Below are 23053 nucleotides of genomic sequence, written 5' to 3'. Positions count from 1 at the left end.
GCCCTTGGAGTTGGCGTGCCAGATCTCGACCTTGGCGCCGGCGATCGGGGTGCCGTCGACGTCACGCACCTGGCCGGTCAGCCACATGGTCTCGCCGTCCTGGTCCTTCCCGTCGTCCATGCGCGCGAAGCCCTCGGCTTCCGGGGCGCCAGCGACATACAGCGGGCCCTCGATGGTGCGCGGGGTGCCGCCGACGCGCTTGGCCTCGGCGTCGATGGCGTCCTGGCGCATGTCCAGGTAGTGGTCGAAGCCCAGGCCCGGCGAGAGCAGGCCGAACTGGGTCTGGCCGCCCAGGGCGTTGAAGCGTCAGGGCTGTCAGCGGTAGCGCAAAGTAGAGCATGGTGACGCTGAATACCGGCAGCGCATCGTGGTGAGTGGCGGCCAGGATCAGATAGAGGGTATAGGCCAGATAATAGGCAAACAGCACGCCCCCCTCCCAGCGGCTGATCACCCCGCCAGTGAAGCAGATCGGCAGGCAGGCCACGGCCACCGCAATCATGACCGGGATATCGAAGCCCACCATCGCAACAGGAACGGCAATGCCGGTGGGGGCCAGCAACCCGGTCAGGCCCAGCACGCCGAGGATGTTGAACACGTTGCTTCCCACCACGGGGGAACTTGAACTTGGCACGACGGAGGGCCTCCTCCGCCACCGCAGCGTGCGTGTCCTTGCAGCGGATGGACAGCAGGATCTGACCGATGCCCACGCGCGCGCACACACCAAATGGCTTGCCGAACGCACCGCGCATGCCTGTCTGCAGCCTGTCTGCGCCGGCGCACGAAAGCATCTTGTTGATGCGCAGCACGTGGAAGGGGTGCACACGGACGCGCAGGTGGAAGGCGTCCTTGCCCGCGTTCTTCACCATGTACTTGTTGGCCGCGATGCGGGCCGCTTCCAGCGCCTCGGACGAGATGTTCTCTTCCTGCTGGGCATGTTCCTGGACTGGACCGGCATCGTGCTGCTGAGCTTCCCGATCATGCTGCCGATCGTCCAGCAGCTGGGCATCGACGTGCTGTGGTTCGTGGTGATGGTGGCGGTGGTGCTGCAGACCTCCTTCCTCACCCCGCCGTTCGGCTATGCGCTCTTCTACATGAAGGGGGTGGCGCCCAAGGGGGTGGAGATCATCGATCTCTACAAGGCGGTGCTGCCCTTCGTGGCGCTGATCCTGCTGGCCTGCGTGCTGATGGCCTTCTTCCCGGTGCTGATCACCGGCCTGCCCTCGGCGCTGCTCGGCTACTGAACCGCTGAGTACGGAGCCGCCCCAGCGTTACTGGCGGGCTTTTCTCCAGCGGCGGTGCTTGGCGACAAGGGGTATGATTCCACCGCTTTGAGGGACATCATTCGAGCGGTGGGCGCCGAGCCGGTGATTCCGCCGAGAAAGAATCGCTTGGAATGCCCCGAGATAGATTGGCACTGTTACAAGGATCGCAACCTGGTAGAAAGGTTCTTCCAGAAAATCAAGCAGTTCAGGCGGCTGGCAACACGCTATGAGCGACTGGCGAGAAACTACCAGTCGCTACTCAACCTTGTATCCGCCGTCATATGGCTGGCCTAATTGTTAACGCTCCCTAGTCGCAGATCGCGATGGGGGCGACTCGCGTGCGCAACGCCGTTGCGCTATGCGCGCTCGCGGTGCTGGTGCTCCAGCTGGGCGCTGCCTCCGCACGGACCCTGAAGGGTGTGAGCAAGGAGTACGTTGCCAAGCATGACAAGCACCACGGCGACATCTGCCAGTTCAAGGCTGACAAGGAGTACACCACCGCCGACTTTGCCCACGCCTTCTCCATCCAGTGGAAGCTGGTGCTGGAGCTGAACAAGGACTGGTGCAAGGACCGCCACATCAGCCACGTGCCCAAGGGCTCCCTGTGGTACCTGCCCTGCAGCGCCCACCACGCCCACATCGCCAAGTGGCACTGGAAGGCGTGCCGCTGCTGGGCTACATCATCAGCACCCTGGCCTTCATGGTCAGCGCCCTGGCGCTGTTGCTGGGCGTGGACCACTGGCGCAAGTGGGCCCTCAATCTCGGGGTGAGCTTCACCCTGGTGCCCCTCGTCTACGTGATCTTCCGTTACGGCCTGCGGGTCTGGCTGCCCTGAACGATCTGGAGTGACCCATGGCGGACTTCTTTCTTCAAGCGCTCGGCCAGGTCAGCAGCCCCTCGGTGCTGCTGCTGATCCTGGTCGGCGTGCTCTTCGGCATCATCGGCGGAAGCATCCCCGGCTTCACCGTCACCATGGCCATCCTGGTGGTCTTCCCCTTCACCTTCGCCATGGACCCGGTTGTAACTATTCAGCACCGGTTGGCTGAGTCGGGGCTTCTTGCTGCATGAAGGCTGGCACCTCCCCCGCAAACAGTTGCTCCAGTGCGGTATGCGCCGCTACCCCTTGCTTGACGGCGGTCGAGAGAAAGCTACGCATGCGGCAGAAGATCTCAGCACCCTCCCAGGAGCGGAAACAGCCCGAGATTTTCTGCTGGACCTTGGTCATTCGCAGATCGCGTTCCCCCTGGTTGTTGGTGAAGGGAGCGGCAGGGTCGTCGAGGAAGCGCAACACGTCGTCCTCGTACGCCTGGAGGCGTTCCAGGAGGTTGCGCGACTTGGTGCGCTTGGCCCGGCCTCGCGTTCCAGGTGGCGGTTTCACCGGCGGGCGGGGCGCCGCTCGCCTTTGGCGCGCGAGCGGCGCTGGCGATTGGGATCCTGGGACGGTGGCTGGCTGCTGTTGCGGCTACTGGTGGCCAGGCGGTCGGCCATGAGCTTGACCAGCAACATCAGCACATCGATGGCCGCACGCAGCGACGGAGAGACCGTCTGGTCTTCCTTGAGCTGCTGTCGGACCCGCTCCAGAGCCTCGTCGACGTTGATATCGCTGATGGTCATGTCACCGCATAGATATGCCGAAGGATTAGGCACACTATGCCAGAAAAATCAGGTGGTTGGCGACAGGCTATCCGCAACCACCTGAATAGTTACGAATTCCGGAGTGGCCAGAAGTTGCCTCACCGGGCCGCCTCCGCCCCTGGCGAGTCCGTGCCTTCCACCATGGAGGTGCCCTTGCGGGTGTTCTGGAACAGGGTCTCCTCGAACAGAATGGCGCCCGAGATGTACTGGCCCAGGCCGGGGGTGGTCACCAGCAGCTCACGGTAAGCCTGGCGGTTCTCCACGGTGTTCTCCAGGCCGATGGACTCCAGGCGCTTGCCGCAGGTGGCGTTGGACTCGTCCATGGCCAGGATGCCCTTGCCAGTGGAGGCGATCTTGTTCGCGGTAGCCACCAGCTCCTCAGCATACTGGCCGTTGTACGCGGCAGCCTGCACGCGGACGCTGCGGCGAGCCGGGCGAGCGGCGCCGGTCTTGGCGGCCGTGGCCTGCTGGAAGCTGACGGCGGCCTGCATCCTGCTCCTGTTGCTCCCTGATCAAAGCCGGCGGCCGTCGTCGAGCAGCAGGCGGTCGCCCGGGGCAACGTCGTCGATCAGCTGCTGGTAGTCGCAGCCCACCCGGGTGGCGTCACCGGCGTTGCCGTCGAGGGCCATGTCGAGCACGAAGGGGGCGCCCTCGGCGAGCTCGACGGCGCCCTCGGCGAAGCGGGCGATGCGGATCTTGGGCCCCTGGAGATCGCCGAGGGCGGCGACACTGCGGCCCAGGCGGTCGGCGATCTCGCGCACCCGGGTCAGGCGCTGGCGGTGGTCGTCGGGGGCGCCGTGGGAGAAGTTGAGGCGCACCACGTCGACGCCGGCCGCGATCATGGCCTCCAGCACGCCCTCGCGGTCGCTGGCCGGGCCCAGGGTGGCAACGATCTTGGTGCGGCGGATGGGGCAGCAGCGGCAGGGTGGGCATCAGCTCACCGTACTGCCAGCGATCCTGCAGGACCGTGGCGTGCCACTCCAGACCGATCGTGATCACGACGCCCACCGCCACGAAGCCGGCGATCGCCTTGGCGTCAGGGCAGCGCAGCCAGTCGCGCCGTCGCCGCACCCCCGCCACGACCCAGAAGGCCACCAGGGCGATGAGCACGTCGCCCAGGGTCGCCCGGGTGCAGAAGAGCACGGCGTCCCAGTGCGCCATGGCCGGCATCTCAGCGAAGAGGGGGACCTGCAGGAACTCCCAGGGGAAGTTGAGCAGCAAGGCGAACAGCACCACGTTGAATTCCGGAGTGGCCAGAAGTTGCCTCACCGGGCCGCCTCCGCCCCTGGCGAGTCCGTGCCTCGCTTGATGATGCGCTTCTGCATGCCGATCAGCTTGGCGTCGCCGATCTCCACGCCGAGATCGCCGCGGGCCACCATCACCGCCTCGCTGGCCTCGATGATGCCGTCCAGGGTCGCCTCGTCGGCCACGGCCTCGGCGCGCTCCAGCTTGGCCACCAGACCGATCTCGCGCCCGGCCTCGCCGAGCAGCGCCCGGGCCTCGGCCATGTCGGCGGCGCTGCGCGGAAACGACACCGCCAGGTAGTCGACGCCGATCGCCACGGCGGTGGCGAGGTCGGCGCGGTCCTTGTCGGTGAGCGCCGGGGCCGAGAGGCCGCCGCCCTGCTTGTTGATGCCCTTGTTGTTGGAGAGCTTGCCGCCCACCACCACGGTGGTGTGGACCTCGCGCCCCTACCCAGCCCAGCGCCAGGCGCGACTTGTTCCAGAAGTCCAGGGTCAGCTGGGCCAGCATCACCATCACCACCGGCACCACCGCCTGTCCCATGCCATGGATCCAGGCCACGTCGCGGTAGCGGCTGAAGACCCCGAGCAGCAGGATCATGGCCAGGATCATGGGCACGATCACCGCAGCGACGGCGATGATGCAGCCGGCCAGGCCGGCGACGCGGTAGCCGATATAGCCCGGCATCTTGGTGGCGATGGGGCCGGGCAGGGTGTTGCCGATGGCCAGCACATCGGCGAACTCCTCGTCCGTCATCCAGGCGTGGCGCTTGACCACCTCCTGCTGCACCAGGGGTATCATGGCCGGACCACCGCCGAAGCCGAGCAGGCCGATGCGGGTGAAGGACCAGAAGAGGGCGCAGGCCAAGCGACCAGAGTTATTTACCAAGCGGGTAATCAATCACACGGGACCCGACACTTAGTAATGAAGAGCTGATCAGGCGCATTGAAAATGAGTTTGGCTCAGTACCTCGGTTTATGGCAGGCAGCGAATACAGTGAATTCCTTGTAGAGAACGAGGCAAGGCTTGCTGAAGCTGCTGAAGATATCGACTTTGATAGTTAATTGCCTTCGGCCATAGGCAGGTTAGTCGGCCTGCCTGTGGCCTACCAAAACTGGGGTAGTGGTATGTTGGCTCTAAACAAAGACCGCGCATTAGCGCTAGCTGTGCTGGTGATCGCCGGCATCATGCTGGCGGAGACGCGCCATATCCGGCCGCCGACCAGCTGGCAGCCCTACGGCTCGGCGCTGTTCCCCCGCATCCTGCTGGTGGTGATCCGCTGAACTTAAGCATATCAATAAGCGGAGGAAAAGAAACTAACCAGGATGCCCTTAGTAACGGCGAGCGAACCGGGCAGAGCCCAACTTGAAAATCTCCAGCCTCCGGCTGGCGAATTGTAGTCTAGAGAAGTGCTCTCTGCCTCAGTCCGGCCCCAAGTCCCCTGGAAAGGGGCGTCAGAGAGGGTGAGAACCCCGTTGGGACCGGTGCCTGTGGCTCCACGAGACGCTTTCGAAGAGTCGGGTTGTTTGGGAATGCAGCCCAAAGCAGGTGGTAAATCCCATCTAAGGCTAAATACAGACGGGAGACCGATAGCGAACAAGTACCGCGAGGGAAAGATGAAAAGAACTTTGAAAAGAGAGTTAAAAAGTGCTTGAAATTGTTGAGAGGGAAGCGATTGGATCCTACGGGTGCGCCCAGGGACGTCCTCGCTCAGGCTGCCGAACAGGAAGCCCTTGTAGCTCTCGAAGCGCGGCACGCGCTTGAGGTCATGGGAGCCCTCCTGCTTGAAGCTGTCCGGGTAGGCACCCACCTTCTCGTTCTTGGCCTTGAGCAGCTTGCCGTCGTTCTTGAAGGTCCAGCCGTGGAAGGGGCAGGTGAAGGTGCCCTTGTTGCCGCGCTTGCGGCGGCACAGGGTGGCGCCGCGGTGGGCACAGGCGTTGATCAGGGCGTGCAGCTCGCCTGCCTTGTCGCGGGTGATGACCACCGGCTGACGGCCCATGGTCACGGTCATGTAGTCGCCCGGCTCGGCAATCTGGCTCTCGTGGGCCAGGAACAGCCAATTGCCTTCGAAGACGTGCTTCATCTCGAGTTCGAAGAAGGCCGGGTCGGTGAACATGCTGCGGTGGCAGGGCGGCATCTCGGTAGGCCGGGCGAAGGTAGCTGGCCAGCAGCTGATCGCCACAGAACACGAACAGCGGCAGAAAGATGTAGTGGTTGTAGTAGCCGTTGAAGTGCCGCCCGAGCTGCTGGCCGTGCACCCGGTCGTCGGTGGCATCGAAGTCGAGGTAGAGCGGCTTCTTGGGTGGCCGCCGGAACGAGCGGATCAACTGCTCGATCATTTCCTCGTGGATGGTGACCGCCCAGTCCCGATCGGCTTGCTGCTCGAAGCGACACAGCGTGGACTGGCTGGCCAGCACGCCGTCGGTATCGACGGCGGTCTGCAGGGCGATGTCGTGACGCAGCGCCTGGTGGTCGTTGAGATCCTCGTAGCCCAGCGCCAGGCCAAGCACGCGCTGCCGAACCAGGGTTTCGGTGCGATGCAGGCAGCGTTGAGGATCGCGTGGGGTCTCCCCATGTGAGAGTAGGTCATCGTCAGGCACTTATAGAGAAAAGCCCCGATCATCGCGAGATGGTCGGGGCTTTTCGCATGGCGGCAGCGTGGCGAGCCAGGGCTCTCCCCATGGAGAGTATCGGGACGCCGACCGGGTACATCGTCAGGCACCTTTTCAGAAACCCCAGCCGTATGGCTGGGGTTTCGTCGTTCTGGGGGTCTCCCCTGGATCCCGTCTGTCGGGAACAGGCGGAAACCGCGTCAGCGGGACCGAAGGGCGAGACTCAGGATGAGGCGAGTCGAGTATCGGGACGCCGACCGCCGGGTGGCCGGCGCCCGGAGCGCCGGCCCCCGGAGCCCGGCGCCCGGAGCGCCGGCCGGATCATCGTCAGGGAGTTAAGCTCAAGTCTTGTGTATGGAGGGAAGTCGAGAGGGTGACGTATCCTGCTGATTGGTGTGTACAAAGGGCAGGGACGTAATCAACGCAAGCTGATGACTTGCGCTTACTAGGCATTCCTCGTTGAAGATTAATAATTGCAATAATCTATCCCCATCACGATGCAGTTTCAAAGATTACCCGGGCCTCTCGGCCAAGGCTAGGCTCGTTGAATGCATCAGTGTAGCGCGCGTGCGGCCCAGAACATCTAAGGGCATCACAGACCTGTTATTGCCTCATGCTTCCATTGGCTAGTCGCCAATAGTCCCTCTAAGAAGTCCGCCGGCTGGCGAACCAACCGTGACTATTTAGCAGGCTGAGGTCTCGTTCGTTACCGGAATCAACCTGACAAGGCAACCCACCAACTAAGAACGGCCATGCACCACCACCCATAGAATCAAGAAAGAGCTCTCAATCTGTCAATCCTCACTATGTCTGGACCTGGTAAGTTTTCCCGTGTTGGGTCAAATTAAGCCGCACGCCACGGTCCTGCAGGATCGCTGGCAGTACGGTGAGCTGATGCCCACCCTGCCGCTGCTGGGGACGGGGCTGGCCCCGCTGCTGCAGTGGCTGCTGTTGCCGCCGCTGATCGTCTGGCTGGCGCGTCGCCAGCTGCTGGGCGTGATCTATCTCCAGCAGGTTGACCCTGCCACCGCCGCTTCCTCCGACTCGGCACGAGAGGAACGACCATGATGAGCATTGAGGTTGCTGAACGGACGCCAGAGCGGGTGCCGCAGGTGAGGGGGACGCGAGAACCACCCGCCTCAGGCCAGGTGCCGGCCAGGCGACGTCGACCCTGGCGCTGCAGCTGGTGTTTCTCGAGGACTGGCACTGGGCCACGGAGGAACTGCCCGAGCTGCCCTGGACGCCGCGGGTGCCGAGCCACCATGGCACCCCGGTGCTGATCCTGCCGACCGGGCCCGCGGATCGCTTCGAGACCGCGAGCCTGATGTGGAGGGTGAGTCAGGACCTAAGGCAAGGCCGAAAGGCGTAGTCGATGGCAAACAGGTTAATATTCCTGTACTATTTGATATTTGGTACCGAGGGACGGAGCAGGCAGAGATTGGCCGAGAATGGATTTCGGTGGAAACTTTCGACACGGTGAGAGGTAGAAGAAAAACTAACCTTGAGTGAAGAAGTGATACGTCTTTATCTTTGGATAGAGATCAGTTGACTGTCATACTCCCAAGAAAAGCTCGAACTACTGTAAAATATCAAATACCTGTACCGTAAACCGACACAGGTGGGTTAGTAGAGTATACTAAGGGGCGCGAGATAACTCTCTCTAAGGAACTCGGCAAAATGACCCCGTAACTTCGGGAGAAGGGGTGCCAAGTAACTCAAATTGCTTGGTCGCAGTGACCAGGCCCTGGCGACTGTTTATCAAAAACACAGGTCTCCGCAAAGTCGTAAGACAACATATGGGGGCTGACGCCTGCGCTTGGCCCGGTGTGAGGATTAGCCGTACCGGGTTGCCGAGGGCATCGACCGCCGCGTGGATCTTGGTGCTCAATCCCCCACGCGATTTCCCCATGGCTTCGGTGCTCTGAGCCGTTTTTTTGCCGCCCCATGCTGATGAACTTTGACGATACTGCCATCTATCATCAGCTGCTCCATGTCGGGATCATCGGCTAATGTGTCGATAACCTGCTGCCAGACCCCCTTCTTAGACCACCGGTTATAGCGCATGTAGACAGTGTGCCAGCGACCGAAGGCGTCGGGCAGATCACGCCAGGGAGCGCCTGTCCGGGCGATCCACAGGACGGCTTCCACGAACAAGCGATTGTCCTTGGCCGTCACCCCGCGATCTGAAGCTTTGCCGGGGAGCATGTGCTCGATGCGCTCCCATTGGTCATCACGTAGCATTAGCCGAGGCATAGATCACCGAAAAATGCTGATATTCTAAATCAGCCCGATCTCCATCAGCAATTGTTAACGCACCCTAGGTCTAAGTATAAACTGCTTTATACTGTGAAACTGCGAATGGCTCATTAAATCAGTTATAGTTTATTTGATGGTACCTACTACTCGGATACCCGTAGTAAATCTAGAGCTAATACGTGCGTAAATCCCGACTTCTGGAAGGGACGTATTTATTAGATAAAAGGCCGACCGGGCTCTGCCCGACTCGCGGTGAATCATGATAACTTCACGAATCGCATGGCCTTGCGCCGGCGATGTTTCATTCAAATTTCTGCCCTATCAACTGCCTTCGTGCTGGCGACGCATCATTCAAATTTCTGCCCTATCAACTTTCGATGGTAGGATAGAGGCCTACCATGGTGGTGACGGGTGACGGAGAATTAGGGTTCGATTCCGGAGAGGGAGCCTGAGAAACGGCTACCACATCCAAGGAAGGCAGCAGGCGCGCAAATTACCCAATCCTGACACAGGGAGGTAGTGACAATAAATAACAATACTGGGCCTTTTCAGGTCTGGTAATTGGAATGAGTACAATCTAAATAGGTGAGGGTGATCAGCAGCGGCACGTTGACGCCGAAGGCCTGCATCAGCGCCGGGTTCTCGGTGCCGGCGCGCAGGTAGGCGCCGAGCCGGGTGCGCTCGATCATGTACCAGGTGAAGAGGCACACCACGATGGCCGCCACCAGCACGAAGGCGCGGTACTTGGGCAGGAACATGAAGCCGAGCTGGAAGCCGCCCTGCAGGGCCTCGGGGGTCGGGTAGCGGGCCCCGGAGACGCCGAAGAAGTTGACCAGGGTGCCCTCGAAGATCAGCGCCAGGCCGAAGGTCAGCAGCAGGCCGTAGAGGTGGTCCAGGTGGGCGATGCGACGCAGCAGGGTGCGCTCGAGCAGCATGCCGAACAGGCCGACGAAGAGCGGCGCCAGCAGCAGCGCCGCCCAGTAGTTGATGCCCAGGTAGCGCATGCCCAGCAGGGTGGCGAAGGCCCCCAGCATGTACATGGCGCCGTGGGCGAAGTTGACGATCTTCAGCAGGCCGAAGATCACCGCCAGGCCCAGGCTGTCGTTCCACTCGGCCAGGGCGCCGTGGTAGCCGTCCTGACAGCCGCGGAACTCCTCGAGGTCATCCGGGGTGCCCATGCCGGAGACGTTGAAGAAGTCCTCGTACTGGCGGATGCGCACGCGACGGTTCTCGGCGGACTCGCCCTTGGGCGCGAAGCAGTAGATGGTCACCTCGGTCTCGTCGACGCTGATCGGACGCAGCACGCGGATCTGCGTGGAGAACTGGTCCATCAGGTAGACGTTGGGGTAGAGGCAGAGATTGCGGGTCTGGTTGACGATGGAGTCGGCACGCGCCTCGCCGAACTGCGCCTGGATCCACTCGCGGTTCTGGTAGACCGGACGCACCTCGGGGTTGAGCAGGCGGGTCCACAGCAGCATGTGGCCGTTCTCATAGGAGTAGAAGCCGCCCTGGCTCTTCGACCAGCCGTCGGCGTCCACCGCCTTGGTGCCGCCGGCCTCGTAGTTGCGGCGGTCCATGGTGGAGGCGTAGTTCCAGTGCACGGTGCTGACGTGGTAGCCGTCGGCGCCGTTCTCGGTAGCCGTCTGACGGCGACGTCGATGACATTGGTATCGCTGTCGAAGTTCATGTCCCACACCTGGGAGGCGATCAGTGAACGGGGGAGGACTTCTCCCTGGCGTCGAATCAAGAGCTCGAGCAGTGCAAACTCCTTGGCGGTGAGGTCGACCCGCTCGCCGGCTCGAGTGACTCGTCGCCGTAGCAGGTCGAGCTCCAGGTCGGCGGCCCGGAACACTTCTGGCTCACGTGCCTTCCCGCGCCGTAGCAGTGAGCGGACCCTGGCAAGCAGTTCGGAGAAGGCGAACGGCTTGACCAGGTAGTCATCCGCACCGAGCTCGAGCCCCCGCACTCTGTCGTCGACCTCGTCTCGTGCGGTCAAAAACAGTACGGGTACGTCCTGCCCTGCGCGGCGCACCATTTGTAGGATGGTCCAGCCATCCATCCCAGGCAGCATGACGTCAAGCAGCAGCAGGTCATACTCCCCGGTCTGTGCCAAGTGCAGGCCATCCAGGCCATCGCGCGCCAGGTCAACGACGAAGCCGGCTTCTCTAAGGCCTTGCGCCAGATAGTCGCCGGTCTTTGGCTCGTCCTCAACAATCAATAACTCACCTTCGCGGCCCGCACCGTGAGCAATGCCACCATCAAGAAGACCACCGCCATGCAGGTGTGGACCCCCCTGAACAACAAGTTCTTCGAGACCTTCTCGTACCTGCCCCCCATGACCGACGCGGAGATCTCCCGCCAGGTGGACTACGTCGTGTCCAACGGCTGGACCCCCTGCCTCGAGTTCGCGGGTGCTGAGTCTGCCTACACCAGCAACGAGAACTGCGTGCGCATGCAGAACACCACCTGCCTGTACTACGACAACCGCTACTGGACCATGTGGAAGCTGCCCATGTTCGGCTGCACCGACGGCGGCCAGGTGCTGCGCGAGGTGCAGGCGTGCCGCCGCGCCTTCCCCGACGCCTACATCCGCGTGGTGGGCTTTGACCCCGTGCGCCAGGTGCAGGTGACTGGCTTCCTGGTCAACCGCCCCGCCTCCGTGCGCGACTACCAGGGCCCCTCCACCCGCTCCGTGTAAGCGGTCTGCGGCATGATGGCCAGACTGTGCCCCTGACGCCCCTTTACCAGGGCTGACGGCGCACTGCAGCATACATTTTTTGCAGCGGCGGCAGCCCGGAGCCGCCCGCCCTCCTTGGCCCTGGGCAACGCCCTGCCGAGCCCCATCGCCACCAAGATGGCCGGCCAGGTCGGCTACGAGGTGGCCGGTGCAGGGGGCGCCCTGGTGGCCGTGCTGGCCACGGTGGTGCCGTCGCTGCTGCTGATGCTGGGGGCCCTGGGCCTGCTCTATCGCCACCGGGAGTCGCCCCGGGTCAAGCGCATGAGCCAGTGGGTCCGTCCGGTCATTGCCCTGATGATGGGCTGGCTGACCCTCGGCTTCTTCCTGGAGGGCGTCGACGGCGTCGGCCTGCTCCACACCCTGGTGATCGGCATCGCCGCCGCCGTTGCCCTGCTTCGCTTCCGCGCCCACCCCGCCTTCGTGGTGCTGGGGGCGCTCGTCTATGGAGGACTCTTCCTCGGCTGATGACCTCGGCCCCGACCCGAACGACCCGCCCGGTAGACCGGGCCCATAACAAGACCCCAAGCGGGAGCACGCGCTCACTCACCACCGGCTACCCGGTGGCCTACAACCACACCACTAAAATAGAAAAGGTGTTCCATATGACGCGTTCAAAACTGAGCATTACCACTGCTGTTGCAGCTTTTGGTTTAGCTGTCGGGTCCCGTGTGATTGATTACCCGCTTGGTAAATAACTCTGGTCGCTTGGCCTGTCAGAAGAAGGTCAGGCCGACCTGGAACAGCCGCTCCACGTCGCGGATGCGGCGCTTGTCGATCACGAACAGGATCAGGTGGTCGCCGGACTCCACCACCACGTCGTCGTGGGCGATCAACACCTCCTTGCCGCGCACGATGGCGCCGATCGTGGTGCCCCGGGGCAGCTCGATCTCGCCGATGGCGCGGCCCACCACCTTCGACGACTGGGTATCGCCGTGGGCGATCGCCTCGATGGCCTCCGCCGCGCCGCGGCGCAGGGAGTGGACGTTGACGATATCGCCGCGCCGCACGTGGGTCAGCAGGCTGCCGATGGTGGCCTGCTGGGGCGAGATGGCGATGTCGATCTCGCCGCCCTGGACCAGGTCCACGTAGGCGGCGTTGTTGATCAGCGTCAGCACCTTCTTGGCCCCCATGCGCTTGGCCAGCATCGACGACATGATGTTGACCTCGTCGTCGTTGGTCAGCGCGCAGAAGATGTCGCACTCCTCGATGTTCTCCTCCTCCAGCAGCCGCTTGCTGGTGGCGCTGCCGTGCAGCACCACGGTGCGGTCGAGGCGTTCGGAGAGCACCGTGCAGCGCTCCAGGTTGTGCTCGATGATCTTCACCTGGTGGCTGTGCTCCAGGTGCTCGGCGGAATTCCGGAGTGGCCAGAAGTTGCCTCACCGGGCCGCCTCCGCCCCTGGCGAGTCCGTGCCTTCGTCCTGTCACTTCCTCCTTCCCTTAGGCGGCGACTGATGACAGCTCCAAGGCTCCTGGCGGACGTTATCCTTCACATTCTGATCGACGAATCGGTAGTGCTCTTTCTTGAACCGGTTCCACCACCCCTGGCTGATGGTCACGGCGTGTTTCTCGAGAATCTCCTCGATGCAGTCGAGACACAGCCGCGTCGCGTCATAGGCGAAATCCAGCCGGTGCTTTTTGGCGTCGTAGAAGACGCTATCCAGCCCGTACAGCACATCGATGTCGGCCACTGCGGCGCCTATCGCCGCCTCATCGTTGGGCTCGAGCTTCAGGTGCCGGGTTACCAGGTGGATCTCGGATACACCGACACGATGATCGTGATGGCTCATGATGTTACCTCCTTGGTTTGACGACGCGACCCGGCGATCAGCACCACGCCGGCGGCGGCGTAGAAGATCAGGTCGCCGATATCATCATGGGTCAGGCCCAGGCGATGCGCGCGCAGGCGGCCCAGCCACCAGGCGGCGACGATGCCGACCACGTACATCAGGCCGTACCAGTGAATCGCGAACGGGCCGAGTCTGATGGCCACCGGGTCAATCTGGGGACAGGGAAAACGCATGAAAAACCGCTCTACGACGGGCTTCGCAGCGCTTTACCAGTAGGAGCTAATGTGGTCATCTAACGACTTTTGCTCATGGATGACCTCATGCTGACACCATCGCTCATGCACCATTTATCGATTGTTCCCGACTTCCGCCAGGCGTGGAAAGTGCAGCATCAGCTGTCGGATATCCTGTTTCTGACGGTCTGTGCGGTGATCTGTGGTGCCGAGGGTTGGGACGAAATCGAGGATTTTGGCCACGCTAAGCTCGATTTTTTGCGCCAGTACGGCGATTTTGAGGCTGGCGTGCCCAGCCATGACACTCTGGCCAGGGTGATGGCCCTGGTGAATGCCGAGCAGCTGCAAAGCGCATTCGCCGAGTGGATGAAGGCCTGTCACGATGTGACGGAGGGCGCGGTGGTGGCCATCGATGGCAAGACGCTGCGTGGATCGTACTGCCGAGGGAAGGGCAAAGGGGCGATCCACATGGTCAGTGCCTTCAGTGCGGCGAATGGCGTGGTGCTCGGCCAGGTCAAGACGGCCGAAAAGTCCAACGAGATCACAGCGATCCCCGAGTTGCTCAAGCTCCTCAATCTGCAAGGCTGTCTGGTGACGATTGATGCCATGGGGTGCCAGAAGAAGATCGCCACTCAGATCCTGCAGAAGGGTGCCGACTACCTGCTGGTGGAAGGGTGTGGACGCTGTCGCCGCCGACAACTCCACCGTGCACATCGACACCCTGCTGGACGCGCTGAACAACTACGTGAAGGTGCCCGAGCGCAAGACCGACGCGCCCCTGCGCCTGCCCATCTCCGGCATCTACAAGATCAAGGGTGTGGGTGATGTGCTGGCGGGCCGCGTGGAGCAGGGCATCGTCAAGCCCGGCGATGAGGTCATCTTCATGCCCACCCACACCGCCGCCAACAAGTGCGAGGGCAAGGTGTTCACCGTGGAGATGCACCACAAGCGCGTGGACAAGGCCGGCCCCGGCGACAACGTGGGCATGACATCAAGGGCCTGGACAAGGGCAACATGCCCCGCACTGGCGATGTCATGATCCTCAAGTCGGACGCCACCCTGAAGCAGGTGAAGGACTTCACCGCCCAGATCCAGACCCTGGACATCCCCGGCGAGGTCAAGGCGGGCTACTCCCCCATCGGCTTTGTGCGCTGCGGCCGCTCCGCCTGCCGCATCACCGGTATCAACTGGAAGGTGGGCAAGGAGACCGGCGGCAAGAAGCTGGAGGCCCCCCACAGCCTCAAGGCCAACCGCAATCAGAGGCGGCAGCGAGCTCAACAAAGGCTGAAGTACACTTGCAGCTGACTGGCGGCTGCTGCGGACAGCGCTACGCCAGCCTGAAAGGCTTGAAAGGCGAGGAGCTGTGGCGAGTCCAGCTGGCTTAGGCGGCCACCATCTCCTTGCCCTCCTGGCCTGCCTCAGCGGCCGCCTCCTCCTCCTGCTGCCGGCGCAGGGAGTTGAGCGCGACCTGGGCAGCCTTGAGGCCGGACATGTACATAGCGCCAAAGGTGGGGCCCATGCGGGGGCAGCCGTCCAGCTCAGCCACCTCCATACCGCAGATGACCATGCCGGGCACCACCTCGCGGGGCCCATGCGGGGGCAGCCGTCCAGCTCAGCCACCTCCATACCGCAGATGACCATGCCGGGCACCACCTCGCGGGTGCGGTCCACCACAGAGTCCTCGGCGGTGTTCATATCAAGGGCGCCCATGCCCGGCACCTTCTCCACCATGCCCAGGCGCATGAGGCGCTTCACGCCGGCGGCGCCCATGGGGCCGTCGTGGCCGCAGGAGGAGATCATGACCTTGGACTCGATCACATTGGGGTCCATGCACATCTGGGTGTCGTGGTTGAGAGACACCAGCGTCCAGTTGGTCACTGCACCCGCCACGTACTTGCCGTTCTTCTCGTCCTGCTTCACCACCAGGTCCTCGGCGGCGGTGGCGTTGAACAGCTTGATGTTCGCGACCCGGTGGAGACCCTGCACCGGCGCATCGAGGCCACCAAGCTGGCCTACGTGGACGGCTTCGCCCATATCACCGAGCAGGGGGCCATGCGCCCGAGCGTCGAGCAGATGCTCGCCGACGACTACCTCAAGGCCCGCGCCGGGCTGATCGGCTTTGATGCCCTCGACCCGGTCCACGGCAACCCGCTCAGCGGCGGCACCGTGTATCTCGCCACCGCCGACGGCGAGGGCAACATGGTGTCGTTCATCCAGAGCAACTTCAAAGGCTTTGGCTCGGGCATCGTGGTCCCCGGCACCGGCATCAGCCTGCAGAACCGCGGCTGGTCCTTCTCGCTGGACCCCGAGCACCCCAACGCCCTGGCCCCGGGCAAGCGCACCTACCACACCATCATCCCAGGCTTCATCACCAAGGACGGCGAGGCGGTGGGCCCCTTCGGGGTGATGGGCGGCTACATGCAGCCCCAGGGGCACGTGCAGGTGGTGACCAGCATGCTGCAGGACCACCTCAACCCCCAGGCGGCCCTCGACATGCCGCGCTGGAAGTGGACCAAGGGCAGGACCGTGGAGGTGGAGCCCCACTTCCCCGACCACCTCGCCCAGGCGCTGGCCCGGCGCGGCCACCACATCGTCAAGGTGGCCGACACCATCAGCTTCGGCCGCGGCCAGATCATCCTGCGCGACCGCGACACCGGCGTGCTGAGCGGTGGCACCGAACCGCGCACCGACGGCGCCGTGCTGCCCTGGTAGCGATGCCATGGGGTGCCAGAAGAAGATCGCCACTCAGATCCTGCAGAAGGGTGCCGACTACCTGCTGTCGGTGAAGGACAATCAGCCCGCCTTGGCTGACGCCTTCGAAGCCGCATTTCCCATGGCCAAGGTGGCCAGCTTCGAGGGTGACGCCTATGTCACGGATGAGAAGAACCGTGGCCGGCAAGAGACCAGATACCATATTGTCAGCGACGTTACTGAGGAATTTCAAGAGCTTAGCTATGAATGGCCAGGGCTAAAAACGGTAGGTGTGGTGATGAGTTTCCGCCAAGAAGGCGATGGGGTGCCAGAAGCCCCGATGATCCGCTACTACATCAGCTCTGCCGACCTGAGCGCCAAGAAGCTCGCCGAAGCGGCTCGCCAGCATTGGCATGTGGAGAATAAACGCCTGCAAAATTCACCGAGGACAGGCGGCGGAAAACCTCGCCAGGATGCGTCACATCGCCTTGAATTATCTGAAAGGGGAGACTCGTTTCAAAGGCGGCATCCGGCGAAAGCAGAAGAAAGCCGCGCTGGATGAGACCTACCTCGCGGACATTCTCGCGGTGTAGGATTTTTCATGCGTTTTCCCTGACTTCCCGGCTCACCGTAGAAACAGAGCGCCCCAGCTGCTGGGCGATTCGCCTAAAGGACTGGCGAGTGGCGATGCCACGGGAGATCGTCTCCCGCTCAGCAGGGAAAACGCATGAAAAACCGCTCTACGACGGGCTTCGCAGCGCTTTACCAGTAGGAGCTACAATTGGAGGGCAAGTCTGGTGCCAGCAGCCGCGGTAATTCCAGCTCCAATAGCGTATATTTAAGTTGCTGCAGTTAAAAAGCTCGTAGTTGGATTTCGGGTGGGGCCTGCCGGTCCGCCGTTTCGGTGTGCACTGGTAGGGCCCACCTTGTTGCCGGGGACGGGCTCCTGGGCTTCACTGTCCGGGACTCGGAGTCGGCGCTGTTACTTTGAGTAAATTAGAGTGTTCAAAGCAGGCCTACGCTCTGAATACATTAGCATGGAATAACACGATAGGACTCTGGCCTATCACCTTGTTGCCGGGGACGGGCTCCTGGGCTTCACTGTCCGGGACTCGGAGTCGGCGCTGTTACTTTGAGTAAATTAGAGTGTTCAAAGCAGGCCTACGCTCTGAATACATTAGCATGGAATAACACGATAGGACTCTGGCCTATCCTGTTGGTCTGTAGGACCGGAGTAATGATTAAGAGGGACAGTCGGGGGCATTCGTATTTCATTGTCAGAGGTGAAATTCTTGGATTTATGAAAGACGAACTACTGCGAAAGCATTTGCCAAGGATGTTTTCATTAATCAAGAACGAAAGTTGGGGGCTCGAAGACGATTAGATACCGTCCTAGTCTCAACCATAAACGATGCCGACTAGGGATCGGCGGATGTTTCTTCGATGACTCCGCCGGCACCTTATGAGAAATCAAAGTTTTTGGGTTCCGGGGGGAGTATGGTCGCAAGGCTGAAACTTAAAGGAATTGACGGAAGGGAGGTGCCAGCCTTCATGCAGCAAGAAGCCCCGACTCAGCCAACCGGTGCTGAATAGTTACAATATTTTTTGATTGAGGTTGACCATGGTTGACCCTGCCGACCCAGACTCCAAGGCATAGACCGTTTTGGGAGAGCGCAGATAGAGAGATAAAAAATCAGAAAATACCCGTGACAAACTAGGCCTGAGGAAGAGAGAGCCAGTACCGCACAATAGAGGCTGACTGCTTTTTATCACCGCAGACCGCCCCATCTCACCTCTTCTTCCAAGCACTACATCTCCCTTTCTGAGAGAGTATCTTGCGAGCTCTTCTGCTTTTGCTTCTGTTACCGTCATATTCAGTGATGGCGTCACCTTTCCATCATTTATATGCATTGGATTGATGAATGGAACACCACCATCCACATAGTCTGACTTATGAAGCAGGCTTCCAAATGGACCAGTCTGAACATCAACCGGGTGATCACCTAACGGCCGAAACTCCCACTGCTTTTTGTTGTGAGTATGGCGCCATTCCTCCGTCAGCCCCCCAGTTACTGCCGCTGCCAGCACCGATTGCCGAAACCGCTTGAGGATAGCGGGAATCGCATCCAGGCGGGCTTTCAGATTATTGACCTGAGCCAGCAGCTCATCCAGCTTATCGGCGATGGCTTTCTGCTCCTCCAAAGGAGGACATAAAAAACCCAAGCTTTCGACATCCCCTTTCCTGACAGAGTTATTGTCAAATCCTGTGTACGGCAAGTCAGGCGGCAGTCCTGTCTGACTGATCGGTCAGTGCGAGCGCCACGGTGTCGACTACATCGTCGGCCTCGCCGGCAACCCGCGGCTGGCCAAGCTAGCCCTGGATATCGACTACGAGTCAGCTATCCGCTTCGAGAAGACCCGTGAGAAGCAGCGAGTCTTCGGCTTCATCGAGTACGCCGCCAAGAGCTGGAAGAAGCGCCGACGAAAGGTGGTCGTCAAATCCGAGACCAGTTGGCGTGGCTTCAACACCCGCTACGTGGTGACCAACCTGCGCGGCTGCAGCGCAGAGTGGCTCTACGACCACCGCTACTGCGCCCGAGGCGAGATGGAGAACCGCATCAAGGAGCAGCAGCTCCTGTTCTCAGACCGCACCAGCTGCCACCAATGGTGGCCCAATCAGTACCGACTGCTGCTCTCGGGGCTGGCCTACCTGCTCCTGGAGCGGCTGCGTCGGATTTACCTTAAGCGCACCGCCTTCGCCCAAGCCCAGGTCAATACCATCCGCCTGAAGCTGCTGAAGATCGGCGCTGTCATCACCCGCAACACGCGCACGATTCGGCTGATGTTGAGCAGCCAGTACCCGGAGCAGGACCTTTTCCTGAAGCTGGCCAGCAAGCTGGTGCCGGGATAGCGCCGCGGCGTGCTGTCCCCGGCACAGAAAACACATGGGGGTTGGGGGCAGTGCGTCCTGAACTCAGCAATTTGATCAATATATAGCCAATTTCAGGCCCGGAGAGGGATCACACTCTCCGGGCCTGAAACCTGAGAGCGTCTGGTCGGCCCGGTGCAACATCCGGGGTAGCCGTCTGACGGCGACGTCGATGACATTGGTATCGCTGTCGAAGTTCATGTCCCACACCTCTCCCATCCTGAAACCAAGCCACACATCAACATGCAGGCCGCTCTGTCCCAGCGTCTGGCTGCCATCAAGCCCTCCGGCCGGGCCACCCGCCAGGTGACCCGCGCCTCCGTGGAGTGGTATGGCCCCAACCGCCCCCAGTTCCTGGGCCCCTTCTCCAACCCCCCCTCCTACCTGAAGGGTGAGTTCCCCGGTGACTACGGCTGGGACACCGCGGGTCTGTCCGCCGACCCCGAGACCTTCGCCCGCTACCGCGAGCTGGAGGTGATCCACGCCCGCTGGGCCATGCTCGGCGCCCTGGGCTGCGTGACCCCCGAGCTGCTGCAGCGCAACGGCGTCGCCAACTTCGGCGAGGCTGTGTGGTTCAAGGCTGGCGCCCAGATCTTCCAGGAGGGCGGCCTTGACTACCTGGGCAACCCCTCCCTGATCCACGCTCAGTCCATCGTGGCCATCCTGCTGACCCAGCTGGTGCTCATGGGCCTGATTGAGGGCTACCGCGTCAACGGCGGCCCGGCCGGCGAGGGCCTGGATGCCCTGTACCCCGGTGAGGCCTTCGACCCCCTGGGCCTGGCTGACGACCCCGACACCTTCGCTGAGCTGAAGGTTAAGGAGCTGAAGAACGGCCGCCTGGCCATGGTGTCCATGCTCGGCTTCGGCGTGCAGGGCCTGATCACCCGCAAGGGCCCCATTGAGAACCTGGCTGACCACCTGGCGGCCCCCGACGCCACCAACTTCTGGGTGGACTACGCCCCCAAGTCCGCCGGCATCGGCTACTAAGCTGTTTCCGTCGCTTGACTGGCGCCGCCCGCTCGCCCGCCCGCTGAGTTTACGGCCACTCGCGGCAACAGGCAGCAGCGGCGTCTGTACCCCGCCGGTGAAACCGCCACCTGGAACGCGAGGCCGGGCCAAGCGCACCAAGTCGCGCAACCTGCTGGAACGCCTCCGGGCGTACGAGGACGACGTGTTGCGCTTCCTCGACGATCCCGCCGCGCCCTTCACCAACAATCAGGGAGAGCGTGATCTGCGGATGACCAAGGTCCAGCAGAAAATCTCGGGCTGTTTCCGCTCCTGGGAGGGGGCGGAGATCTTCTGCCGGATGCGCAGCTTCCTCTCGACCGCCGTCAAGCAAGGGGTGGCGGCGCATACCGCACTGGAGCAACTGTTTGCGGGTGATGTGCCATCCTTCATGCAGCCTACAGCCACGGATCAGGCGGCGTGAGCTAAACAGTTACGCCCGCCTTACGTATTACGGCACATATGCCTGAACAAAAAAATCTATCAGTATAAGCCTTTTGCGAATTTATATATAGTTATGCAGGCTAACTGTCCAGTCAGACCCGCTTTCCTGACAGCGCATCACTTGCTGCAGTATTCACCAACGGAGCCCGTCAACATGCAATCGTTCAAGCGGATGAGCCTGTTTATCGTCTCGTCCACCATCATTGCCCTGCTGCTGGCATTTGTGGGCCTTCGCGGCGAAACGGCGGCGGACTTGTTCTCGCGCCTGCAGGGGGCACTGGCGGGCTCCACCGGCTGGCTGCTCATCTTTATCATGAATGCCGTGCTGCTGTTTGCGCTCTACCTACTTTTTACACCGCTGGCACGCATTCGCCTTGGCGGACCCGATGCACGCCCGGAGTTCAGCCGGCTCGACTGGTTCGGCATGTTGTTCGCCGCCGGCATGGGCATTGGACTCTTGTTCTACAGCGTTGAGTTAAGCTCAAGTCTTGTGTATGGAGGGAAGTCGAGAGGGGAGCCGATCTGGTTGAACTTGATCAGGATGGAGTTGCCGATCTGCTCGTCGATGCCGCGCTTGAGGATCCGGGTGTTGGTGACGAAGAGGTCATCGCCCACCAGCTGCACGCGGTCGCCCAGCTTGTCGGTCAGCGCCTTCCAGCCGGCCCAGTCAGACTCGTCCATGCCGTCCTCGATGGAGACGATGGGGTAGTCGTCGCACAGGCCGGCCAGGTAGTCGGCGAAACCGGCGGCGTCATACTGCTTGCCCTCGCCGGCGAGGTCGTACTGGCCCTCCTTGAAGAACTCGGAGGAGGCGCAGTCCAGCGCCAGGGTCACGTCGCTGCCGAGCCGGTAGCCGGCGTCCGACACCGCCTGCTTGATCACCGCCAGCGCCTCGGCGTTGGACTCGAGGTTCGGCGCGAAGCCCCCCTCGTCGCCCACCGAGGTGGAGAGGCCGCGGGCGGAGAGCACCTTCTTCAGGGCGTGGAAGATCTCGGCGCCCATGCGCAGGCCTTCGCGGAAGTTGGGGGCGCCCACCGGCTGCACCATGAACTCCTGGATGTCGACGTTGTTGTCGGCATGCTCGCCGCCGTTGAGGATGTTCATCATCGGCACCGGCATGCTGTACTGGCCCGGCTGGCCGTAGAGCTCGGCGATATGGGCGTAGAGCGGCATGCCCTTGGCGTCGGCCGCGGCCTTGGCGGCGGCCAGCGACACGGCCAGGATGGCGTTGGCGCCAAGCTTGGCCTTGTTGTCGGTGCCGTCGAGGGCCAGCATGGCGTCATCCAGGCCGCGCTGATCGCGGGCATCCATGCCGACCAGGCACTCGCGAATGGCACCGTTGACCGCCTCGACCGCCTTCAGCACGCCCTTGCCCAGGTAGCGGCTCTTGTCGCCGTCGCGCAGCTCCAGGGCCTCGCGGGAAGCTCCCTGGCGGCTAGCAAAGGATAACTCCTATAGGCGATTTGATCATCCGGGACCCTACAACTAAGAGCTTTTTCATATGCTGCTGCGATGACATCGATTCGCTCTTGGGGAGTGCCCTTCGGAGCAAACAGGCCTCGGCTGGTAGCATTGACCATGTCGATGCCCAGCTCTTGGAGCGTTGGTGTGTCGTCAAGGCCATTAAGCCGCTCTGAGTGTGCTACGCCTAGTGGAATAAGTGTGCCGTTTTCATAGAATGACGCCCCTGACGGGATGTTGGTAATGGTGAAGTCAATTTCTTCCGCCATCAGGGCTGATACTTGCTCACCAGTATCCGCATACCCGATCAGGCGCACGTCGTTGATATCTAGGTCGAGAGCATTGAATAGCTGTGCCCAAAAGAAGTGGTCGGTCGAGGTCGGTATCATACTGAAGCGAACCTGACCAAGGTTGTCGCGAATATAGTCAGCCATTTCGCCTGCATTTGTTACCGGATGGCCGGGGTAAGTCGTCGGGATGTTGACCGTTTGGGTCAAAAGGGCAACTGGCTCGAAAGCGTCATAGGAGTAGTCAACCATGCCGGCGAGCTTTGATAGCGCAACACTGTCGTGACTGCCTAGCAGGGTGTAGCCATCGGGGCGGGCATCCTTGACGTGACGGGAGCCTAGTGTAGCCCCGGCGCCGGCCATGTTGACGGGTACAATCGACACACCGAGATGCTTTTCAGCTTCTTGAGAGACAAGGCGGAAGATGATGTCGGTGGCACCACCAGGGCCATAGGGAATCACCATGCGAATG

Annotated in this window: 18 protein-coding genes, 18 pseudogenes and 3 other annotated features; of the genes and pseudogenes, 15 read left to right on the top strand and 21 right to left on the bottom strand. The window is 61.9% G+C overall.

Annotated elements, in window-relative coordinates; translation table 11 throughout:
• Together D1793_RS19295 and D1793_RS20090 are read right to left on the bottom strand one after the other, a co-directional pair.
• Positions 1-279, bottom strand: a pseudogene (locus D1793_RS19295) (catechol 1,2-dioxygenase); the annotation flags it as partial.
• Between the two features lie 118 nt (positions 280-397).
• Positions 398-607, bottom strand: a pseudogene (locus D1793_RS20090) (sodium:calcium antiporter); the annotation flags it as partial.
• A gap of 307 nt (positions 608-914) precedes the next feature.
• Between D1793_RS20090 and D1793_RS19980 the strand changes: the two are divergent.
• The 3 genes and pseudogenes from D1793_RS19980 to D1793_RS19270 form a co-directional block, all read left to right on the top strand.
• Positions 915-1241 (top strand): annotated as a pseudogene (locus D1793_RS19980) (TRAP transporter large permease subunit); the annotation flags it as partial.
• 667 nt (positions 1242-1908) lie between these two features.
• Complete coding sequence (locus tag D1793_RS19620) at positions 1909-2097, top strand: tripartite tricarboxylate transporter TctB family protein (RefSeq protein ID WP_162900038.1); 189 nt, start codon at positions 1909-1911, stop codon at positions 2095-2097.
• A gap of 17 nt (positions 2098-2114) precedes the next feature.
• Positions 2115-2330, top strand: coding sequence for a tripartite tricarboxylate transporter permease (locus D1793_RS19270; protein ID WP_240407739.1), 216 nt, complete (start codon positions 2115-2117; stop codon positions 2328-2330).
• Here the strand turns inward: D1793_RS19270 and D1793_RS19265 are convergent.
• The 8 genes and pseudogenes from D1793_RS19265 to D1793_RS19220 form a co-directional block, all read right to left on the bottom strand.
• A pseudogene (locus D1793_RS19265) lies at positions 2287-2616 on the bottom strand (transposase); the annotation flags it as partial. The gene D1793_RS19270 and the pseudogene D1793_RS19265 overlap by 44 nt on opposite strands.
• Before the next feature lie 20 nt (positions 2617-2636).
• Positions 2637-2876, bottom strand: coding sequence for a DUF6444 domain-containing protein (locus tag D1793_RS19260; RefSeq protein ID WP_119023502.1), 240 nt, complete (start codon positions 2874-2876; stop codon positions 2637-2639).
• Between the two features lie 119 nt (positions 2877-2995).
• Positions 2996-3388 carry a class I fructose-bisphosphate aldolase gene (locus D1793_RS19255; protein WP_119023501.1) on the bottom strand — a complete coding sequence of 131 codons (393 nt, stop codon included), beginning with the start codon at positions 3386-3388 and terminating at the stop codon, positions 2996-2998.
• A 30-nt stretch (positions 3389-3418) separates the two neighbouring features.
• Positions 3419-3805, bottom strand: a pseudogene (locus D1793_RS19250) (pyruvate kinase); the annotation flags it as partial.
• Between the two features lie 396 nt (positions 3806-4201).
• Positions 4202-4582 (bottom strand): annotated as a pseudogene (locus D1793_RS19240) (pyruvate kinase); the annotation flags it as partial.
• 7 nt (positions 4583-4589) lie between these two features.
• Positions 4590-5006: pseudogene (locus D1793_RS19235) on the bottom strand (chromate transporter); the annotation flags it as partial.
• A 348-nt stretch (positions 5007-5354) separates the two neighbouring features.
• Positions 5355-8672 (top strand) — a sequence feature (most likely nonfunctional fraction of RNA operon).
• Positions 5434-6255 carry a Rieske 2Fe-2S domain-containing protein gene (locus tag D1793_RS20085; RefSeq protein ID WP_276111028.1) on the bottom strand — a complete coding sequence of 274 codons (822 nt, stop codon included), beginning with the start codon at positions 6253-6255 and terminating at the stop codon, positions 5434-5436. (Overlaps the previous feature by 822 nt.)
• A pseudogene (locus D1793_RS19220) lies at positions 6329-6649 on the bottom strand (transposase); the annotation flags it as partial.
• Between D1793_RS19220 and D1793_RS19215 the strand changes: the two are divergent.
• Positions 7583-7819 carry a hypothetical protein gene (locus D1793_RS19215; protein ID WP_162899861.1) on the top strand — a complete coding sequence of 79 codons (237 nt, stop codon included), beginning with the start codon at positions 7583-7585 and terminating at the stop codon, positions 7817-7819.
• Here D1793_RS19215 and D1793_RS19205 read toward each other — a convergent pair.
• The 4 genes and pseudogenes from D1793_RS19205 to D1793_RS19195 all read right to left on the bottom strand — a co-directional run.
• Complete coding sequence (locus D1793_RS19205) at positions 8636-8992, bottom strand: IS5 family transposase (protein WP_162900037.1); 357 nt, start codon at positions 8990-8992, stop codon at positions 8636-8638.
• A gap of 65 nt (positions 8993-9057) precedes the next feature.
• Positions 9058-9527, top strand: a sequence feature (16S ribosomal RNA rRNA prediction is too short).
• Positions 9528-9588: 61 nt separating this feature from the next.
• Positions 9589-10107, bottom strand: a pseudogene (locus D1793_RS20150) (branched-chain amino acid ABC transporter permease); the annotation flags it as partial.
• An 84-nt stretch (positions 10108-10191) separates the two neighbouring features.
• Positions 10192-10608: pseudogene (locus D1793_RS20145) on the bottom strand (benzoate 1,2-dioxygenase large subunit); the annotation flags it as partial.
• 35 nt (positions 10609-10643) lie between these two features.
• Positions 10644-11258, bottom strand: a pseudogene (locus tag D1793_RS19195) (heavy metal response regulator transcription factor); the annotation flags it as partial.
• Between D1793_RS19195 and D1793_RS19190 the strand changes: the two are divergent.
• Entirely contained in the window at positions 11250-11705 is a 456-nt protein-coding gene (locus D1793_RS19190) for a ribulose bisphosphate carboxylase small subunit (protein ID WP_205527596.1), read from the top strand. The pseudogene D1793_RS19195 and the gene D1793_RS19190 sit on opposite strands and share 9 nt — an antisense overlap.
• 111 nt (positions 11706-11816) lie before the next feature.
• Positions 11817-12209, top strand: a pseudogene (locus tag D1793_RS19185) (chromate transporter); the annotation flags it as partial.
• A gap of 248 nt (positions 12210-12457) precedes the next feature.
• Here D1793_RS19185 and trkA read toward each other — a convergent pair.
• The 3 genes and pseudogenes from trkA to D1793_RS19170 all read right to left on the bottom strand — a co-directional run.
• Positions 12458-13093, bottom strand: a pseudogene (gene trkA, locus D1793_RS19180) (Trk system potassium transporter TrkA); the annotation flags it as partial.
• A 72-nt stretch (positions 13094-13165) separates the two neighbouring features.
• Positions 13166-13531, bottom strand: a complete 366-nt coding sequence (locus D1793_RS19175; protein WP_119023497.1) for a cation transporter — start codon at positions 13529-13531, stop codon at positions 13166-13168.
• Positions 13532-13569: 38 nt separating this feature from the next.
• A pseudogene (locus tag D1793_RS19170) lies at positions 13570-13764 on the bottom strand (prolipoprotein diacylglyceryl transferase family protein); the annotation flags it as partial.
• 87 nt (positions 13765-13851) lie between these two features.
• Between D1793_RS19170 and D1793_RS19165 the strand changes: the two are divergent.
• The 3 genes from D1793_RS19165 to D1793_RS19155 are packed head-to-tail and all read left to right on the top strand — an operon-like array spanning position 13852 to position 15069.
• The gene (locus tag D1793_RS19165) at positions 13852-14589 is read left to right on the top strand and encodes an ISAs1 family transposase (protein WP_276111026.1); all 738 of its coding nucleotides are present in this window, start codon (positions 13852-13854) and stop codon (positions 14587-14589) included.
• Positions 14582-14803 carry an EF-Tu/IF-2/RF-3 family GTPase gene (locus D1793_RS19615; protein ID WP_162900036.1) on the top strand — a complete coding sequence of 74 codons (222 nt, stop codon included), beginning with the start codon at positions 14582-14584 and terminating at the stop codon, positions 14801-14803. Before D1793_RS19165 ends, D1793_RS19615 begins: the two co-directional genes overlap by 8 nt.
• Positions 14800-15069, top strand: coding sequence for a hypothetical protein (locus D1793_RS19155; protein ID WP_119023494.1), 270 nt, complete (start codon positions 14800-14802; stop codon positions 15067-15069). The genes D1793_RS19615 and D1793_RS19155 overlap by 4 nt, the downstream gene beginning before the upstream one ends.
• 76 nt (positions 15070-15145) lie before the next feature.
• Here D1793_RS19155 and D1793_RS20075 read toward each other — a convergent pair whose 3' ends face one another.
• On the bottom strand, positions 15146-15340 hold the full coding sequence (locus D1793_RS20075) for a hypothetical protein (protein ID WP_276110637.1): 195 nt from the start codon (positions 15338-15340) through the stop codon (positions 15146-15148).
• A gap of 203 nt (positions 15341-15543) precedes the next feature.
• Between D1793_RS20075 and D1793_RS19140 the strand changes: the two genes are divergently transcribed.
• Positions 15544-16476, top strand: a complete 933-nt coding sequence (locus D1793_RS19140) for a gamma-glutamyltransferase (RefSeq protein ID WP_346426387.1) — start codon at positions 15544-15546, stop codon at positions 16474-16476.
• 7 nt (positions 16477-16483) lie between these two features.
• Positions 16484-17017: an ISAs1 family transposase gene (locus D1793_RS19135; protein ID WP_119023492.1), complete on the top strand. Its 534-nt coding sequence runs from the start codon at positions 16484-16486 to the stop codon at positions 17015-17017.
• Positions 17018-17102: 85 nt separating this feature from the next.
• Positions 17103-18055 (top strand) — a sequence feature (16S ribosomal RNA rRNA prediction is too short).
• Here D1793_RS19135 and D1793_RS19970 read toward each other — a convergent pair.
• Positions 18049-18732, bottom strand: coding sequence for a restriction endonuclease subunit S (locus D1793_RS19970; protein ID WP_240407738.1), 684 nt, complete (start codon positions 18730-18732; stop codon positions 18049-18051). It overlaps the preceding feature by 7 nt.
• A gap of 22 nt (positions 18733-18754) precedes the next feature.
• Here D1793_RS19970 and D1793_RS19120 point away from each other — a divergent pair, with 22 nt between their 5' ends.
• From D1793_RS19120 to D1793_RS19105, 4 genes and pseudogenes are all read left to right on the top strand, one after another.
• A complete protein-coding gene (locus tag D1793_RS19120; protein WP_119023491.1) occupies positions 18755-19366 on the top strand; it encodes a transposase in 612 nt (203 codons plus the stop codon).
• A gap of 261 nt (positions 19367-19627) precedes the next feature.
• Positions 19628-20371, top strand: coding sequence for a chlorophyll a/b-binding protein (locus tag D1793_RS19115; protein ID WP_119023490.1), 744 nt, complete (start codon positions 19628-19630; stop codon positions 20369-20371).
• A gap of 112 nt (positions 20372-20483) precedes the next feature.
• A pseudogene (locus D1793_RS19110) lies at positions 20484-20813 on the top strand (transposase); the annotation flags it as partial.
• A gap of 93 nt (positions 20814-20906) precedes the next feature.
• Positions 20907-21245, top strand: a pseudogene (locus D1793_RS19105) (BCCT family transporter); the annotation flags it as partial.
• A 101-nt stretch (positions 21246-21346) separates the two neighbouring features.
• On the opposite strand, the pseudogene eno reads toward D1793_RS19105, so the two are convergent.
• Positions 21347-22352 (bottom strand): annotated as a pseudogene (gene eno / locus D1793_RS19100) (phosphopyruvate hydratase); the annotation flags it as partial.
• A gap of 25 nt (positions 22353-22377) precedes the next feature.
• Positions 22378-23046: pseudogene (locus tag D1793_RS19095) on the bottom strand (tripartite tricarboxylate transporter substrate binding protein); the annotation flags it as partial.
• Positions 23047-23053 lie beyond the last annotated feature (7 nt).

The sequence above is a fragment of the Halomonas sp. JS92-SW72 genome (assembly GCF_003547075.1).
GTDB lineage: Bacteria > Pseudomonadota > Gammaproteobacteria > Pseudomonadales > Halomonadaceae > Halomonas > Halomonas alkalicola.
This window is presented reverse-complemented; position numbering and strand designations above follow the sequence as displayed.

Excerpts from the sequence above, each read along its gene's own strand:
- D1793_RS19270 (WP_240407739.1), top strand. The coding sequence starts at position 2,115 with ATGGCGGACTTCTTTCTTCAAGCGCTCGGCCAGGTCAGCAGCCCCTCG.
- D1793_RS19260 (WP_119023502.1), bottom strand. The coding sequence starts at position 2,876 with ATGACCATCAGCGATATCAACGTCGACGAGGCTCTGGAGCGGGTCCGA.
- D1793_RS19255 (WP_119023501.1), bottom strand. The coding sequence starts at position 3,388 with ATGCAGGCCGCCGTCAGCTTCCAGCAGGCCACGGCCGCCAAGACCGGC.
- D1793_RS20085 (WP_276111028.1), bottom strand. The coding sequence starts at position 6,255 with ATGTTCACCGACCCGGCCTTCTTCGAACTCGAGATGAAGCACGTCTTC.
- D1793_RS19205 (WP_162900037.1), bottom strand. The coding sequence starts at position 8,992 with ATGCTACGTGATGACCAATGGGAGCGCATCGAGCACATGCTCCCCGGC.
- D1793_RS19175 (WP_119023497.1), bottom strand. The coding sequence starts at position 13,531 with ATGAGCCATCACGATCATCGTGTCGGTGTATCCGAGATCCACCTGGTA.
- D1793_RS19165 (WP_276111026.1), top strand. The coding sequence starts at position 13,852 with ATGCTGACACCATCGCTCATGCACCATTTATCGATTGTTCCCGACTTC.
- D1793_RS19155 (WP_119023494.1), top strand. The coding sequence starts at position 14,800 with ATGATCCTCAAGTCGGACGCCACCCTGAAGCAGGTGAAGGACTTCACC.
- D1793_RS19135 (WP_119023492.1), top strand. The coding sequence starts at position 16,484 with ATGGGGTGCCAGAAGAAGATCGCCACTCAGATCCTGCAGAAGGGTGCC.
- D1793_RS19115 (WP_119023490.1), top strand. The coding sequence starts at position 19,628 with ATGCAGGCCGCTCTGTCCCAGCGTCTGGCTGCCATCAAGCCCTCCGGC.